Annotated in this window: 15 protein-coding genes; 5 read left to right on the plus strand and 10 right to left on the minus strand. The window is 41.8% G+C overall.

The window, feature by feature from the left end; genetic code table 11:
• Positions 1-646: 646 nt before the first annotated feature.
• From ilvA to ilvD, 9 genes are all read right to left on the minus strand, one after another.
• Positions 647-1915 carry a threonine ammonia-lyase IlvA gene (gene ilvA, locus HMPREF2802_RS07795; protein WP_070503448.1) on the minus strand — a complete coding sequence of 423 codons (1269 nt, stop codon included), beginning with the start codon at positions 1913-1915 and terminating at the stop codon, positions 647-649.
• A gap of 19 nt (positions 1916-1934) precedes the next feature.
• Positions 1935-2522 carry a 3-isopropylmalate dehydratase small subunit gene (gene leuD / locus HMPREF2802_RS07800; RefSeq protein WP_070503450.1) on the minus strand — a complete coding sequence of 196 codons (588 nt, stop codon included), beginning with the start codon at positions 2520-2522 and terminating at the stop codon, positions 1935-1937.
• Entirely contained in the window at positions 2523-3893 is a 1371-nt protein-coding gene (gene leuC, locus HMPREF2802_RS07805) for a 3-isopropylmalate dehydratase large subunit (protein WP_070503451.1), read from the minus strand. It abuts the gene before it with no gap.
• A gap of 18 nt (positions 3894-3911) precedes the next feature.
• Positions 3912-4952 carry a 3-isopropylmalate dehydrogenase gene (gene leuB, locus HMPREF2802_RS07810; protein WP_070503453.1) on the minus strand — a complete coding sequence of 347 codons (1041 nt, stop codon included), beginning with the start codon at positions 4950-4952 and terminating at the stop codon, positions 3912-3914.
• Complete coding sequence (locus HMPREF2802_RS07815) at positions 4949-6499, minus strand: 2-isopropylmalate synthase (protein WP_070503455.1); 1551 nt, start codon at positions 6497-6499, stop codon at positions 4949-4951. Before HMPREF2802_RS07815 ends, leuB begins: the two co-directional genes overlap by 4 nt.
• 211 nt (positions 6500-6710) lie before the next feature.
• Positions 6711-7718, minus strand: coding sequence for a ketol-acid reductoisomerase (gene ilvC, locus HMPREF2802_RS07820; RefSeq protein WP_070503456.1), 1008 nt, complete (start codon positions 7716-7718; stop codon positions 6711-6713).
• Positions 7719-7772: 54 nt separating this feature from the next.
• Positions 7773-8246, minus strand: coding sequence for an acetolactate synthase small subunit (ilvN, locus tag HMPREF2802_RS07825; protein WP_070503458.1), 474 nt, complete (start codon positions 8244-8246; stop codon positions 7773-7775).
• On the minus strand, positions 8243-9916 hold the full coding sequence (ilvB, locus tag HMPREF2802_RS07830) for a biosynthetic-type acetolactate synthase large subunit (protein WP_242249984.1): 1674 nt from the start codon (positions 9914-9916) through the stop codon (positions 8243-8245). Before ilvB ends, ilvN begins: the two co-directional genes overlap by 4 nt.
• A gap of 124 nt (positions 9917-10040) precedes the next feature.
• Positions 10041-11729 (minus strand): dihydroxy-acid dehydratase, encoded by a 1689-nt coding sequence (gene ilvD, locus HMPREF2802_RS07835; protein ID WP_070503462.1) that lies wholly within the window; start codon positions 11727-11729, stop codon positions 10041-10043.
• 479 nt (positions 11730-12208) lie between these two features.
• Between ilvD and tsaE the strand changes: the two genes are divergently transcribed.
• The 5 genes from tsaE to HMPREF2802_RS07860 all read left to right on the plus strand — a co-directional run bounded on the left by tsaE (position 12209) and on the right by HMPREF2802_RS07860 (position 15266).
• On the plus strand, positions 12209-12670 hold the full coding sequence (tsaE, locus tag HMPREF2802_RS07840) for a tRNA (adenosine(37)-N6)-threonylcarbamoyltransferase complex ATPase subunit type 1 TsaE (RefSeq protein WP_070503464.1): 462 nt from the start codon (positions 12209-12211) through the stop codon (positions 12668-12670).
• Positions 12651-13316, plus strand: coding sequence for a tRNA (adenosine(37)-N6)-threonylcarbamoyltransferase complex dimerization subunit type 1 TsaB (gene tsaB, locus HMPREF2802_RS07845; RefSeq protein WP_070503466.1), 666 nt, complete (start codon positions 12651-12653; stop codon positions 13314-13316). Before tsaE ends, tsaB begins: the two co-directional genes overlap by 20 nt.
• A gap of 11 nt (positions 13317-13327) precedes the next feature.
• Positions 13328-13753 carry a ribosomal protein S18-alanine N-acetyltransferase gene (gene rimI / locus HMPREF2802_RS07850; RefSeq protein ID WP_371091355.1) on the plus strand — a complete coding sequence of 142 codons (426 nt, stop codon included), beginning with the start codon at positions 13328-13330 and terminating at the stop codon, positions 13751-13753.
• Positions 13746-14768, plus strand: coding sequence for a tRNA (adenosine(37)-N6)-threonylcarbamoyltransferase complex transferase subunit TsaD (tsaD, locus tag HMPREF2802_RS07855; protein ID WP_070503468.1), 1023 nt, complete (start codon positions 13746-13748; stop codon positions 14766-14768). Before rimI ends, tsaD begins: the two co-directional genes overlap by 8 nt.
• Positions 14769-14843: 75 nt before the next feature.
• Positions 14844-15266, plus strand: coding sequence for a VOC family protein (locus tag HMPREF2802_RS07860; RefSeq protein WP_070503470.1), 423 nt, complete (start codon positions 14844-14846; stop codon positions 15264-15266).
• A gap of 320 nt (positions 15267-15586) precedes the next feature.
• On the opposite strand, the gene HMPREF2802_RS07865 is transcribed toward HMPREF2802_RS07860, so the two are convergent.
• Entirely contained in the window at positions 15587-17221 is a 1635-nt protein-coding gene (locus HMPREF2802_RS07865; protein WP_070503473.1) for a MutS-related protein, read from the minus strand.
• Positions 17222-17535: the final 314 nt, after the last annotated feature.

The following is a 17535-nucleotide window of genomic DNA, read 5'->3' on the forward strand; positions in this document are numbered from 1 at the left end:
GCCAGGCAATCATTAAAAGAGACCTGAAAAGGTCTCTTTTTTTCGTATATATAGAGGGATTGAATGAAAACGCTTTGCAGCTAATAAAGAGCAGTGAAACAAACAACGAAGGTATTTTACAAGAGTAAATGAGTAAGTTGTTTTATAAGCTGACGAAAGATGCGAGTGTTTGCCAACAATCACGCGAGCCCGTAAGGGTTCTTTTTTAGGCTAGAAAAAGAGCTTAACTCTCCAATGGAATCTATTCGAGGTAAATGAAATTAACAATTAAATATCGACCAGCAAATCAGGTTTCAACTTACCTAGTATAACTAATATACATAAGTACTTTTACTACAAAAACGAAGAAATACATGACACTCAGGCACGTAAATAGACAGTTACGGAGTTTTACGTGATAAATCTCAAATGTGTGTTAGTTTACTAACTAGGGGATACAGCAAAGGGGTAATTTGCTAAGCAGAGCCTTGATATCAATCAAGTGTTCTCATATATTAAACAAAGTGGAAAATAATATTGTGCACATATTAGAATGATTGGTCGAAGTAGATGAAATAGTCATCTCACTTTGGCCAATCAATTTTTGTATCTACCATACAAATAAGCGATTGATGCACCTCAAAATGTACCAATCGCTTCTACAAAATCATATGAGTAAAGAATAGAGCATCTTATTCTCATTGATATAAATATTATGTGGATCGAAGTCGTGTACGTTTTGCTTTAACTGACTTAAGTCGTTATGATCACTCAGTTGAATACCAATGATTACCGTACCTGTATTCTGTGATGATTTCTTGAGATATTCGAACTTAGTGATGTCATCACGAGGGCCTAACACGTCGTTAACGAATTCTCTCAAAGCACCTGGGCGTTGGGAGAAGTTAAGGATAAAGTAGTGTTTCATTTCTTCGAAGAGTAATGAACGTTCTTCGATTTCTTTCATACGGTTAATATCGTTGTTACCGCCGCTGATGACACACACAACCGTTTTACCTTTAATCTCATCTTTATACTGCTCTAAAGCTGAGACACTTAAAGCACCAGCGGGTTCAGCGATAATTGCTTGTTTGGTGTACATATCTAGGATGGTTGAACAAACTTGACCTTCGTCCACTTGCACATAATCATCAACAACACTTTTAGCAATATCGAAAGTAATTTCACCTACACGTGCCACGGAAGCCCCATCGACAAATTTATCGATATGAGGTAACGTCACGATCTGGCCTTGCTGAACCACTGATTCGTACATACTGCTTGCACCAGCGGGTTCAACACCGATGATCTTCGTATCTGGAGATTGTGCTTTAAAGTACGTACCGATACCAGAAATGAGACCACCACCGCCGATTGCTGCAAAGAGGTAGTCAAACTTCGTGTCATCCGCTTTCGCTTGTTCTAGTGTCTCTTTCGCAACCGTGCCTTGGCCAGCTATCGTATAGATATTATTAAAAGGATCGATAAAGTTCTTATCGTAACGATCTGTATATTCCAAAGCTTCTTTCAAGCAGTCATCGAACGTGTCACCAGTTAAGACGACTTCTGTGCTTTCTCCGCCGAAGAATTTGACTTGGTCAATCTTCTGAAGAGGGGTTGTTACCGGCATAAAGATAGTTGCTTTAAGGTTGAGTTTGCTTGCAGTAAAAGCAACACCTTGTGCGTGGTTGCCGGCGCTCGCGCACGTAATACCACGCTGACGTTCTTCATCTGAAAGTGCCATAATCGCATTATAGGCACCACGTAATTTGAATGAACGCACCCACTGTAAGTCTTCACGCTTTAAATAGACGTTACAGTTATACTTTAAAGAAAGGTAGTGATCTTTCTGTAAGGGTGTTTCCTTCACTACGTCCTTCAATTGTAAGAAAGCTTCATCTATATCTTTCGCTTGTACTGTTGTTTCAACTGTCATACTATGCACACCTTTTTACTTAGTTATTGTAAGTTTTTGCTTTTGCCTGTTCATAAGCTGCAATTTCGTCTTCATATTGCAATGTCACTGCGATATCATCGAGTCCATTTACCAATTTATTCTTCCACGTTTCATCTATAGTAAAATGAAATGTTTGCTCAGAAGATGAAACAGTTTGTTCAGGTAAATCGACTGTAATTTCTTCGAACTGAGCAAGATGTTCACGTGCTTCCTGATCTAGTACAATCGGAAGCATCGCATTCTTTGTACAGTTCATGTAAAAAATGTCACTAAAGCTACCTGCAATGATAATATTGAAACCGTAATCTTTGAGCGCCCATGCGGCATGTTCACGGCTAGACCCACATCCGAAATTATCGCCTGTAATCAGGATAGAGGCGCCTTCATATTGAGGCTTATTCGGATTGAAGTCAGGATTGTCTGAACCATCTTCTAAATAGCGCCACTCATCAAAAGCGAAAGGGCCAAATCCTGTCTTTGAAATACGTTTCAAATGGACTTTCGGAATAATTTGATCGGTATCAATGTTGTCGTGAAATAGGGGAACAATTTTACCTGTATAAGTTGTAATCGGTTGAATATCCATTTAAACGACCACCTTTCTCACATCGACAAATTTACCGTTAATTGCTGCAGCGGCTGCCATCGCAGGAGAGACGAGATGCGTACGTGCACCTTTACCTTGGCGACCCTCAAAGTTACGGTTGCTCGTTGAAGCACAATGAACGCCAGCTGGAACTTGGTCAGGGTTCATACCTAAGCACATGGAACATCCAGGTTCGCGCCATTCAAAGCCAGCCTCCTTAAAGATTCGATCCAAACCAAGTGCTTCTGCTTCATGTTTCACTGTACGTGAACCAGGGACGACAATCGCTGTAATATTAGGGTGGACCTGCTGACCTTTGACGATATGACTCGCTTCCACAAGGTCTGAAAGTCTTGCATTTGTACAAGAACCAAGGAAGACATAACCTAGATCAATATCTTCTGCTTTCTGACCCGGTTGCAGTCCCATATAGTTGTAAGCACGTTCGTCATTGACGCTTTCAATCTCAGGGAAAGGCGTATTAAAGCTCACGCCCATCTCAGGACTCGTGCCCCAAGTAATTTGAGGTTCAAGGTCTGTGACATCAAGATGAATCTCTTTATCAAACTGCGCATCCTCATCTGTATAAAGTTCACGCCACTCATCGACGTCATAGTCAAAGTTCGTCGCATATGGACGTCCTTTTACATATTCGAAAGTGGTCTCGTCAGGTGCCATCATTCCATATTTCGCGCCCGCTTCAATCGCCATATTACAAATAGTCATGCGCGCTTCCATAGACAGACTTTCAATCGTTTCACCTGCAAATTCAAGGGCATATCCCGTACCGAAATCGACACCATGTTGATTGATAAGATGTAGAATAATATCTTTCGCATACACACCAGGAGGCAACTGACCAGTCACGTTAATCTTCAAATTCTTCGGCTTCGTTTGCCACAATGTCTGCGTCGCAAAGACATGTTCAACTTCGCTCGTACCGATACCGAAAGCGATTGCGCCAAACGCCCCGTGTGTCGCAGTGTGTGAATCACCACAGACAATCGTCTTACCAGGTTGAGTGAGTCCTGTTTCAGGTCCCACCATATGCACGATGCCTTGTTCATCAGATCCCATATCAAAGATGTGGACGCCAAAGTCTTTCGCATTCTGCTGCAATGTCGTGATTTGCTTGTTCGCAATCTCATCTTTAATGTTGTAAATATCGACTGTAGGCACGTTATGATCCAAAGTCGCAAATGTGAGGTCAGGTCTTCTCAATTGGCGATTCTGTAGTCTCAAACCTTCGAAAGCTTGAGGAGAAGTCACCTCATGGATGAGATGTAGGTCGATGTATAATAACTGCGGATCACCTTCTTTACCGGCAAGTACATGTTTGTTCCATACTTTGTCAAAAAGTGTTTGTCCCATATGAGTGCTCCTCCTTTATTAAATATGATTAGCTACAAATTGAATGACTTCTGATGTCTTGTACTGACCACCTAAATCCGCTGTGGTCTTCTCTTGTCGAACTAAATCATAAATTGTTTGTTCAAGATGGGATGCTGCTGCTTCTTGATTAAAGCTTTCACGTAAACACATAGCTAAAGAGAGCAACATTCCGAATGGATTGGCTTTATCTTGATTGGCAATATCTGGTGCTGAACCATGGATTGGTTCGTAGAGACGTGGTCCTTCTGAGCTAAAACTTGCTGATGGAGAAAGCCCTAGTGCACCTGGCATTACAGAAGCTTCATCACTCAAGATATCGCCAAATAAATTTTCAGTGACGATAACGTCGAAACGTGTCGGATTCGTGATTAAGTGCATCGCGCAAGCATCTACGAGAAGATGTTCAACTTCTACGTCTGGATAGTCTTGAGCTACTTCGTTAATCACTCTACGCCACAGTTTACTAGATGCTAAGACGTTCTCTTTGTCGACAGATGTTAACTTATGATTACGTGATTGTGCGAGATCGAAAGCGACGCGTGCAATGCGCTCAATCTCTTCACGTGTATAAGTCAGTGAATCTAATGCTTGATGCTCATCCCAGCTTTTAGGCTGTCCAAAATAAATTCCACTTGTAAGCTCACGTACAATGACGAAATCTGTTCCCTTTACACGTTCTTCTTTAATAGGGGAGAGGTGACTCGTGCCGTCCGTCACTGTCGTTGGTCGAATATTTGCGAATAAATTGAGCTTCTGACGCAAATCTAATAAACCTTGTTCAGGCCGGTTATTTGGATCTGTCCACTGAGGGCCTCCCACAGCACCAAGTAATATCGCATCAGCTGATTCACATGCTTGGAAAGTTGAATCAGGAAGCGGTGTCCCGTGATTGTCGATGGCTACACCGCCGAAATCATGAGATTCAGCGGTATAGTCAAAGTCAAAACGATGTGAGAGTTGTTCGAGTATGTGAAGGGCGCCGTGCATAATTTCTGGTCCAATTCCATCACCAGGTAGCGCTACAATGCGATAAGTCATGCTTCAACGCCTTCTTTCTGCGCTTGCTCACTTGCATATTTAGCATGTGCCTCAACATATGCTTTAGCTGAAGCAAAGAGCACGTCATGGTCGATACCGATACCCGTTACTGTATAGCCATTCACTTTAAGTTGAACTCGAACCTCTGCTTGTGAGTCTGTACCTTCAGTTACCGAATCAATCGTGTAATCAAGCAATTCTGTTTCTTCGTTAAAGATGCGGTCTACCGCGTTGTAAACTGCAACAATGGATCCTGTACCGATGCTTGAATCTTGATACGTATGTCCATCGCGATCTTTTATGACGACCACAGCGCTTTGAAGGCCGTTTGAAACGAATTGAACTTGAAGTTGAGACACTTGGAACATCGCATTCTGTTCGTGCTCTGTACCTTGAATCAAGGCGTGAATATCACGATCAGTTACCGATTTCTTCTTGTCTGCTACTGACTTAAATTGTTTGAAGAGGACTTTCTGTTCTTCAGGATCAACATCATAGCCCAATGCACTAAGCTTTTCACTAAAGGCATGTTTACCTGAGAGTTTACCGAGCGGCAATTCAGTACTTTGCACACCGACGAGTTGAGGTGTCATAATTTCGTATGTTTCTGGATTCTTCAATACGCCATCTTGGTGAATACCAGATTCGTGACTGAACGCGTTCTGGCCGACAATCGCTTTGTTCTTAGGTACGCGAATACCTGCATAGCGAGAGATGAGGTCTGACGTTTGTTTCGTCTCTTGAAGTTGAATTTGTGTCGTCGTACCATAGTGGTCCTGTCTTACATGTAGACCGAGTGCGACTTCCTCAAGCGCTGTATTACCTGCGCGTTCGCCGATGCCGTTGATCGTACCTTCAATACGGTTCGCGCCATTTTCAATCGCAGCCATACTATTTGCGACAGCCAAACCTAAATCATCGTGGCAGTGAGCACTGTAGACGATTTCTCGATCTGTGCGAATCTCTTCTCTGAGCTTTTTAAAAATAGCCCCATACTCAGAAGGATAAGCAAAGCCTACAGTATCTGGAATATTAATAACGCTCGCTCCTGCATCAACTGCAGCCTGTACACATTCAATCAAGAAGGGGAGCTCAGTCCGTGTCGCATCTTCAGGTGAGAATTGCACGACATCAAAGTATTCTCTCGCATAAGCGACATGTTCTTTAATAGAAGCGAGCACTTCTTCTTGTGTCATCTTCAATTTAGATTCTAAGTGGATTGGACTTGTGGCTACGAAGACGTGAATCCGTGGCATCGCAGCTGGTTTCGTTGCTTCGTAAACCGCATCGATATCTTTCTTCACACATCTTGCAAGACCACAGACGGCTGTGTCTGTTAATGTCTCAGCAATAGCCTTTACAGATTCGAAACTTCCTGTACTAGAGGCAGGGAATCCCGCTTCGATAATATCGACGCCCCATTTCTCTAACTGTTTCGCGATCTTAATACGTTCGTCGAATGAGAAACTGACGCCCGGTGTTTGTTCTCCATCTCTTAGCGTTGTATCAAAGATTTGAATATGATCAGTTGCAGGTGTTGCAGTCATGTTAAACATCTCCTTTATTATGAAATAGATCAGTGGTAGCAAACTGCTGAAGCTACCCTTAATAATCAGTTTAAAACTATTAGTTATTGTAAAATTACGAATATTCTTTCTTTTGAATCAGCTTAATTACTGAGATCATAAAAGTAAGAGGGGGAGCCGGCCTGTATCATTGACTGACCGACACCACTTCTTACCTCTGACAGGATTACTGTCAATTATTGTTCAATTTTTTCGATTTGATGAATGGCATTAATTCTCTGAGTTCACGTCCAACCGCTTCGATTTGATGACCGTGTTGTTCTTTGCGTAATTTCATGAATTCTTCGAAGTTATTTTCATTGTCTTTGATGAAGCGATCACTGAAGTTACCTTGTTGAATGTCAGTTAAGACATCTTTCATATTATTTTTAACTTCTGGAGTGATGACACGTGGACCTGACACGTAATCACCGAACTCTGCTGTATTGGAGATAGAGTAACGCATGTTCTCCATACCGCCTTCGTACATCAAGTCAACGATGAGTTTCATTTCATGTAGAACTTCGAAATAGGCGATTTCTGGTTGATAACCTGCTTCTACTAACGTTTCGAAACCAGCTTGGATTAAGTGTGTTACCCCACCACAGAGTACAGCTTGTTCACCAAAGAGGTCTGTTTCAGTCTCTTCTTTATAAGATGTTTCGATGACACCCGCTCTTGTTGCACCGATACCTTTCGCGTAGCTCAATGCTAAGTCTCGCGCTTCGCCACTTGCGTCTTGTTCAACTGCGAAGAGGGAAGGAACTGCACTACCTTCAACGAATGTACGACGCACGAGATGGCCTGGGTCTTTAGGTGCTACTAAGAATACGTCTACATCTTCAGGTGGTTGGATGACGTTGAAGTGGATGTTAAAACCATGTGCAAAGGCTAATGCATTATTTTTCTCTAAATGAGGTTTGATTTCATTGTCATAAACTTGACCTTGGATTTCATCTGGCAATAAGATCATGATGACATCTGCTTGTTTCGCTGCTTCGTCTACAGTATACACATCGAAACCGTCTTCTTTCGCTTTATCATGAGATTTACCAGGACGGATACCGATGATGACATCGTAACCGTTGTCCTTTAAGTTCTGTGCATGGGCATGGCCTTGTGAACCATATCCGATAATCGCAATCTTCTTACCTTGTAAAGCGTCTTTCGTTACATCTTTGTCATAATAAACTGTTGTCATTAGAAATTCCTCCAGTAAGTTAATTTTAGTAAAATAAGTATTGTTCGAATTAAATTAAATAATACCTGCTGAACCTGTACGAGCAACTTGTACAAGTTCTAGTGATGATAGGTCATCTAACAAGTTGTCCAATGTATAACGTGGACCGGAAGCTTGAAGATAAGTATAAGTGTCTTCCGCATGTAAGATGGACACTAGCGCATCATAAGGTTTAATAATCTTGTACAATTGTGCATCATCTTCAGGTGTCTTCACTTTGACTAATGCGAGTTCACGGTTGTAAGTGTTCGTATCAGTGATATCCTCAACGCTGATGATATTGATTTGCTTCTCAAGCTGTTGCATCAACGTACGTAACGTATCCGTATCTGGAATCTCCGCTACAAATGTAATATCGGTAATACCTGGCTCAAGCGTTGGAACTGCTGAGAGGTTGACGATATTAAATTGGCGACGTACGAAGATACTCGTTAAACGGTTGAGTGTACCCGCTTTGTCTCTCACTTTCGTTCTAAATGTGCGTCTCATAGTAGACCCTCCATTTCATCATTGGCTTTACCACTAGGAACCATTGGGTGTACAGGTTCGATAGGGGAAATGCGTACTTCAATCATCGCTGGACCGTCATGTTGGAAAGCTTCATCAAGTTGCTCTTCTAAACGATTCGGATCCTCGATGAGATAACTCTTCACTCTGTATGCTTCAGACAATTTGATGAAATCCGGTTGGTCATTGAATACTGAGTGTGAGAAACGTTGATTAAAGAATTTATCTTGCCATTGCTTAACCATGCCTAATGTATCGTTGTTGATCAACACGATTTTGATGTCGATGCCATACTCTTCAAGGATCGCCATCTCTTGGTTCGTCATTTGGAAACCACCATCGCCAACGAAAGCGACTACCGTTTGATCAGGATGTGCAAGTTTCGCTCCGATTGCTGCTGGGATACCATAGCCCATCGTTCCAAGACCACCACTCGTTACGAGTTGGTTGAGTTTCTTGAACGGGTAGAACTGCGCGACCCACATTTGATGTTGTCCTACATCCGTTGTCACAATTGCATCGCCATTCGTGATTTCACCGATATACTCAATTGTACGTTGTGGTTTGATAAAATGCGGATCTTCTTCGCCATGATTAAACGGCTGTGCTGCCTTATTCGCTTGTACACGTTCATTCCATTCTTCGTGCTTCACTGCGTAACTATCGAATTCGAGCAGTTGTTTTAAAGTCGCTTTAACGTCTGCTACGATGCCGAGATCCGTCTTGATGATCTTATCGATTTCAGATGGATCGATATCAACATGCACAATTTTCGCATTTTTAGCAAAATTATCAGGTTTACTTGCTAAGCGGTCATCGAAGCGGCTACCAAAGTTAATCAACAAGTCACATTCCTGAATCGCCATATTGCTGGCGTAGGAACCGTGCATGCCACCCATTCCTAAGAAGAGTGGATAATCGGCAGGTACAGAACCTAGACCGAGCAACGTGTTTACTACTGGTAGTTGATGTCGAGTCACAAATTCAGTCAATAGCTCGTTAGCTTCAGCATGATGTACACCTGCACCAGCTAGAACGAGAGGGCGCTTCGCTGTCTTCAAGTAATCTCGCAATTTCTGTACATCATCATGACTTGGCTCGAGATTGACACTGTAACCTGGTAAGTCTAGCTCTTTAGTCGGTTGTTTATGTGTCGTTAATACACCCATATCTTTAGGGAAGTCGATGACTACTGGTCCTTTACGACCTGTATTAGCGATATGGAATGCTTCGTGGATGATCTTAGGAATATCATCTACATTTTTAACTTGATAGTTATGTTTCGTAATTGGCGTTGTCATTGATAATAAATCCGCTTCTTGGAACGCATCTTTACCGATGACTGGTGTTGCAACTTGTCCTGTAAAGACTACGAGAGGGATTGAATCGCTGTATGCATCAGCGATACCAGTTATAGCGTTTGTAGCTCCGGGTCCACTCGTTACAACGACAACACCCGGTTTGCCAGATACTTTCGCGTAACCTTCAGCTGCATGTGCTGCACCTTGCTCGTGACGGGCGAGGATATGCTTGATTGCGCCATCATAGAACGTATCATAAAGCGGAAGTACAGCACCGCCTGGATAACCGAAGATAAAGTCGACATCTTCTTTCGCTAATGCTTCGACGAGAAGTGCTGAACCTGTGTTCATCTCTTTCACTTCTTCTTTCTCCAAATCATAAGGTGCTTGCGTACCTGATCCATCGACACTTTCGAGTTCTTCTGTTGCTTCGTTATTCATTGTTTCAGTTTGGTTTGACATGTGGGATCACTCCTTATAATAGTTCTTCGGGTACTTGCATGATACCGCCAGTGTTAGCACTAGTAACGAGTGCGGTATAGCGAGCAAGATAACCACTTTTAACCTTAGCTTTAAAAGGTTTCAATTCTTGCTTACGTGCTTCTAAAGTTTCCGTATCGACATCCACATCTAATGTGCGGTTCGTTAAATCGATTGTAATTTCGTCTCCGTCACGTAAAAGACCAATTGGACCACCGGAAGCAGCTTCTGGTGAAATGTGTCCGACTGCAATGCCTCGTGTGGCACCTGAGAAGCGACCATCTGTAATGAGTGCAACGTCTTTACCTAAGCCACGTCCTACAATAGATGAAGTAGGGGATAACATCTCTGGCATTCCTGGACCGCCTTTAGGACCTTCGTAACGAATGACTACGACATGTCCTTCTCTCACGGTGTGATTGTCAATCGCTTCAACCGCTTCATCGTGTGAATCGAAACAAATCGCTTTACCTTTGAAGACTTTGATTGAAGGGTCAACACCACCAACTTTGATGACGGCACCTTTAGGAGCAAGGTTACCGTAAAGTACGGACAAGCCACCTTCTTTATCGTATGGATTGTCTAAATGACGGATGACTTTATCATTAGTGATTTCTTTGTTTTCGTTATTCTCTCTAATTGTTTGTCCTGTAACAGTGATACGATTTGGATGAAGCACGCCTTCTTTCTTCATTAACTCGTTGATGATGGCAGGTACACCACCCGCTTCATGTACATCATGCATAGAGTAAGAAGAACTTGGTGCGATTTTAGAAAGATAAGGCGTCTTCTTCGCGATTTCGTTGATGCGTGTCAAATCGTAGTCGATGCCAGCTTCATTCGCGATGGCTAACGTGTGAAGTACAGTATTCGTTGAACCACCCATAGCCATGTCTAAAGCGAAGGCATCATCAATCGCTTCTTTCGTCACGATGTCACGTGGTTTAATATCCTTTTTAATATTGTCTACTAAGCGGAAAGCAGCTTGGCGAATCATCTCACGACGTTGATCGCTAACTGCAAGTGCTGTACCGTTGTATGGTAGCGCGAGTCCTAGAATTTCCATCAAGCAGTTCATAGAGTTAGCGGTAAACATACCAGAACAAGAACCGCAAGTAGGGCAGGCATTCTGTTCCATGTCTAAAAATTCTTCCTTAGAGATTGAACCATCTTTGAAAGCGCCAACTGCTTCGAACATGGATGATAATGTGAGCGCTTTACCTTGGGCGGATAAGCCTGCTTTCATTGGACCTCCTGAACAGAAGACAGCGGGTACATTCGTACGAACTGCTGCGAGTAACATGCCCGGTGTAATCTTGTCACAGTTCGGAATGTAGAAGACACCATCAAACCAATGTGCGTTGATGACGGTTTCTGCCGCGTCTGCGATAATTTCTCGAGACGGTAAGGAATAACGCATTCCAATGTGTCCCATCGCAATACCATCATCGACACCGATCGTATTGAATTCGAATGGGATCGCTCCAGCTTCTCTGATCGCTTCCTTCGCGATATCGGCGAGCTCTCTTAGATGAACATGACCTGGAACGATATCTATGTATGAATTACATATCGCGACGAATGGCTTGTTCATATCCGTTGGTTGTTCAAGTGCTCCGGTGGCATGAAGTAAACTTCGCGCCGGCGCTTGATGATCTCCTCGTTTGATTGTGTCACTTCTCATTTCAATTCCCCCCGTAAATGAAAAATAAAAAAGCGTCCCAATGTAATGATTGGGACGCTGGAAAGTCCCATTCAACTCGAATAGGACTTAAGCACTAGTGTAAATCTAATGCTCCAGCCCTTAGCATAATAAAATGACTAAAATATTTTCAGTTGTGATTGGGTTATGGGTTGTAAAGTTAGCCATTTTACTATACTCCTTTCGCTGAATGGTTGTAAGATTTTTACTAATAGTCTAAAAATTGTTAAATCAAATTTACTATAAGTCTAAAGCGTTGTCAATAACTATTTTAGAATTTTCTTTCAATTTAGTAAAAAAGTTCTTCCCACAGGTTAAATCGTGCAGCAGTCATATCCCGTGAAATTTGTTAAAATAGAGTGGTTCTAATCTATGTAAAGCGTATAGAAGTCTATGGTAAACTGAAACTAATATCGTTTAGATAATCAACGCTTGAGATTAATTCGTGTAGGAGACTCGTTATGATTAAGATAAACAATTTACAAGATCTAGCACACTTTGCGAAAGCTTTAACAGCGCGTTTACAAGCCGGTGATCTCATACTACTCAATGGAGATTTAGGGGCAGGTAAGACGACGCTAAGTCAGATGATAGGTAAGCAATTAGGCGTGAAGCGTAACATCAATTCGCCGACGTTCAATATTATCAAATCGTATAAAGGAACGACGCTCAAATTTCATCATATGGATTGCTATCGTCTTGAAGATAGTGAAGAAGATTTAGGCTTTGAAGAATACTTTGAAGATCACGCCGTAACTGTCATTGAATGGAGTGAATTTATTCAAGATTTACTTCCTGCAGAACATCTGACTATCAATTTAACTGTCACAGGGGAAGAAACGCGTGAATTAACTTTAGAAGCTAATGGGGATAGATATCAGAAGATGAAGGAGGCACTCGAAGATGAACTACTTACTGATTGATACGTCGAATCAACCGTTATCAGTCGCACTCGTTAAAGATGATAGAGTTGAGGCTGAAATCAATAGTAATGAGAAACGCAATCACTCAGCACAGTTAATGCCGGCGGTTGAGAAATTGTTTGAATCCGCTTCATTCACAAAGAACGAAGTGGATGCGGTCGTTGTAGCACAAGGACCTGGTTCTTACACGGGTCTACGCATTGGAGTCACGGTCGCTAAGACGTTAGCTTATAGTCTCGATGCCAAATTGTATGGTGTCTCCTCGCTTAAAGCATTAGCTGCCACAATTGATAGTACGAGCGAAGACGATATCGTCCCTATCTTTGATGCGCGTAGAGAAGCGGTTTATGCAGGTGTTTATCGTTATGAACGTGGCGAGCTTGTAGAAACGATGCCAGAGCAATATATTACAATTCAAGATTTGCTTGCTTATCTAGAGGACCGCGGTGCACATCCTCTATTTGTAGGTCAAGATGCTGAGAAGTTGCGTGACCATTTACAAGGTAAAGTGGATGCACAATTGCCTCATGCGAAGTTCATGACACACTTAATCACTTCTCCAGTCGATATCACAACCTTTACCCCTAATTATTTAAAACTTTCTGAGGCGGAACGCAATTGGCAAAACCAACAGAACAAGAGTTAAATATTCGCTTAATGTGTGCCGACGATGTGCCTCAAGTGTTTGATCTTGAACGAGAGAGCTTTAACGATAGTTCGTGGACGATTGATGCTTTTTATCATGAGATATTGAAGAATAACTTCGCGCATTATTTTGTGATGGAATATGACCAGCGAATCATTGGCTATATCGGAATATGGATTGTGATTGATCAAGCTCAAATTACGACGGTTGCAATTCAACACGATTATCGTGGTTACGGTTTAGGTCAGTTGCTGCTGAAATATGCGATGCACTATACGCAGACGAAATGTGACACTATGAGTTTAGAAGTTCGAGTGGACAATCACGTGGCACAACATGTTTATGAGAACTTAGGCTTTCAGTATGGTGGTAAAAGGAAAAATTATTATGGTGAAGGTGAAGATGCTATGGTGATGTGGGTGAAATTAAATGACTAAAGAAACGTTAATATTAAGTATTGAATCTAGTTGTGATGAGACAAGTGTGAGTGTCATTGCGGATGGACAGCGCATTTTATCTAATACAGTATTGAGCCAAATCGACAGTCACAAACGCTTTGGAGGTGTAGTGCCTGAAGTAGCGAGCCGACATCACGTCGAAGGTATTATACCAACCATCGACACTGCACTAGAAGATGCCCAAGTGACGATGGAAGATATCGACGCAGTGGCAGTGACAGAAGGGCCAGGTCTCATCGGTGCATTGCTTGTGGGCATCAATGCAGCGAAAGCCTTAGCCTTTGCATACGATAAACCATTGATTCCGGTACATCATATCGCAGGGCATATTTACGCTAATCATTTAGAGGAGCCACTAACTTTCCCATTGATGGCGCTCATCGTATCCGGTGGTCATACAGAACTCATCTACATGAAAGACCATCTCTCTTTCGAAGTCGTAGGAGAGACGCGTGACGATGCTGTGGGTGAGGCGTATGACAAAGTGGCGCGTACGATTGGTCTCGGTTATCCAGGAGGCCCTAAAGTGGATCAACTTGCTGCAGAAGGTAAGGATACGTATGACTTTCCTCGCGTGTGGCTAGAGAAGGACAGCTTTGACTTCAGCTTTAGTGGTTTAAAAAGTGCTGTAATCAATAAACAACACAATTTAAAACAAAAAGGCGAGACAGTGAATGCTGCAAACATCGCAACAAGTTTCCAAAACAGTGTGGTCGAAGTACTTGTTGGAAAGGCAATTCAAGCGTGTGAAACATATGATGTGAAGTATCTGATTGTCGCAGGTGGCGTAGCAAGTAACCGTGGCTTGAGACGTGAAATGACACGAGCGTGTGAGGAACACGAGATTCAACTGTCGATACCAAGTCCGAAACTCTGTACAGATAATGCTGCGATGATTGGGGCAGCTGCATATTATCTTTATCTTAATGATGTGCGCGCTGACATGGCGCTCAATGGACGTAGTAGTATTGATATTGAAGAAGTCGGTGAATAGCGATTTGTAGTACAGGCATAGTTAAAGCACTGAAAGGGTATAACAGACTAATACGAAGAAAGGAGCTAGACTGTTATGCGTGCAATTCAATACTTTAACTTCCGAAATAGCTTAGCAGCTTTGAATTTCTATGAGAAACATCTTGGAGCGACAAATATACGTCGTGTTGGCGGCGATGATGCGCGCTTTCAAGATATGCCTGATGAATATAAAGCAGATGATGATTTCACGATGCATGCGTCGTTTGAAATTATGGGTGAGACGTTCTATTGCAGCGATACTTATAAGCATCGTAAGATTGATAACAGCGGTGCAATTGTCTCATTGACGTTTAATTATGATGATGAAGCGGATCGTCAACGCGCGATTGATTTCTATGGCCGAGCTATTGAAGGCGGCTGTGAAGCGTCAATTCCGTTAGGCGAGACGGCTTGGTCGAAATTATATGGTATCTTTAATGATCCTTTTGGTGTAACGTGGATGATTAATGCGGAATAGAGGTATATAAATAATTCGATTTAAAAGATTATGTTAATATTTTATTTTCAATGTTTTACTCTCGCTTCTTAGGGGGTCACGCTCAACTAATTTTTCTCGCTTAATAGCTCGAAAAATGGATTTTCGCTGTGCCCTTGATCCCTCAAGAGTCTCGAGTCCACATTGAAAAAATATTTTAATAGTGAATTGGTTCGATTTAATACCCTATCCGCATTTAATCAACTAATTATGTTTCGAGAAGAAGAGAAATGAATAAATCTACATCTTCCCTTTTTCTAATTACGCCGAATCAACTTTAATATGTTTTTTTATTCTGTAATTTATGATTCTTCGAGTTTCTTTGTATTGGCTTTGGCGTCTGAATATACGCGTTCTGGGAAGTCTGTAATTCTCAACAATTCGATGGCATTGCGTGTATTTGCTTTACCTTTTTTAATCTTATAGTCAAAGTGAATCTCGTCATCTTGAATATCTTCGTTGAAATGGTAGTTCGCATATTGTTGTTGCAGCCATTCTGCTAGCTCAATATCATGCGTAGCCGCTAGTATACGATAGTTGTCTTGTGCAGCGAGATAGGCAAGCACTGAGTCCGAAGCTGCGACACGTTCAGTAGTATTCGTCCCTTTAAAGATTTCATCAATAAAGCAGTAGTTGAAGTGGTCACTTGGTAAATTGAACAAGCGACGGACGGATTTAATTTCTGCCATAAAGTAACTGTCACCTGACATCACATCATCCTGGTTAGCCATTGACGTGTAAATGTGACCCGGTTTGTAGACGAAACGTTCCGCGAGTGCGGTGTTCGTATACTGAGCCAGAATCAAATTGATGGCTACAGCTTTCATAAAGGTAGATTTACCTGATGCATTTGAACCTGTCAGTAAAATGTGCTGCTGAATATTAAGATCATTTGGCACGGCATCCGGCAGTAACGGATGAATAATACCATTGAAATCAATAGTTGGTTGGTCTGTAGTTTCTGGTTTAACTTGCGTATCCAACGTTTCACGCCATAGTGCGATGGAATAATGATTGTCCATCATACCGATATAGTCATAACAAGCCAACACTTCTTCTTCGTGTTCTTTGAAACTTTGTTGAATCAAGTGGAAGAGCACATAGTCAAGATTAAACATGCTCTTGATAACATTTGATAGCATAGCCGCTTCATCTGCACCACTGGCAGAACCTACAATACCACTGAGGTAACGTGCCGTTTTAAAATGACCAAAGTTAACATCTAAATGTGGCGCTTCGTCATGTAAAGAAATGGCGCGGGCGCGTTTTAACACATTGGACGTATAATACATGGAATTGAGCTCGTCTTCGAAACTCTTCTTTAACTTACTAGAAAGAAAGACGTTGTAAATCAATGCGGCAATTGCGATAAATCCTCCCAATGGAACTGAAAATGGGATAACGATGAGTCCAATAAATGGAAAGATAGGACTCAGCATATGTAACGTCTGACGAGGAATAGTTTGAATTTCGTCAGGATATTTCGGGTAAACGGATTTACCGATTTGTGCCAGTTTCAGAGAAACAAATTCTCGAAAACTGCGATGTTTCTTGAATGTTTCAATCAGTTGTTCGTCTTCAATGGCGTACATTCCACGTAACGTGGCAAACAGTCGCATTTCGCCAATTGCGGAGAAGTTAAAGTTGAGTTGTTGGAACAATTCATCCAAATCTAAGTCTGACCACGTCTTATTATCAATGTATTGACTTTCTTGGTGTGGATCTTGCTTAAGATGTTTGAGGTAGAGATGATCGTACAGATGATTAGGTCGAATAAATGATTCGAGAGGTGCTTTGCGGTTCCAAAGCGTTTGAATAGCGTTCTTAAGATTCAATGTCTCAATCGCTTTAATCGTCATTTGGGCAACGATCGCAAGTATGATCAATGCGATGAGAATCGCGAGATAAATCCACAATAATGCGGACACGATAAACATTCCTTTCTGTTTCTTGATTATAATCGATAGTTAAAGTATGACAAAGATAAATTACAAATACAATCAAGTTTCCAATAAAGAAACGAGACGCGAATTCTAAGAAATGTCAATAGGGAACGTGCGTACTTATCAACACAAAGTGCACAACTTGTGGATAACTTATGTATGAAATTGTGTATGAGGGTGAGTAAGTTATGGATAAAAATGAGGAGATAGTTACATATTACTTGTGGATAATTGGGATAACTTTGTGGATATGTATCATTAAAGGGTTTTGGGTGTGTATAAGTAATAGTGGAAAATGTAAAAAAAAG

This window comes from Staphylococcus sp. HMSC071G07, assembly GCF_001811435.1.
Lineage (GTDB): Bacteria > Bacillota > Bacilli > Staphylococcales > Staphylococcaceae > Staphylococcus > Staphylococcus pettenkoferi.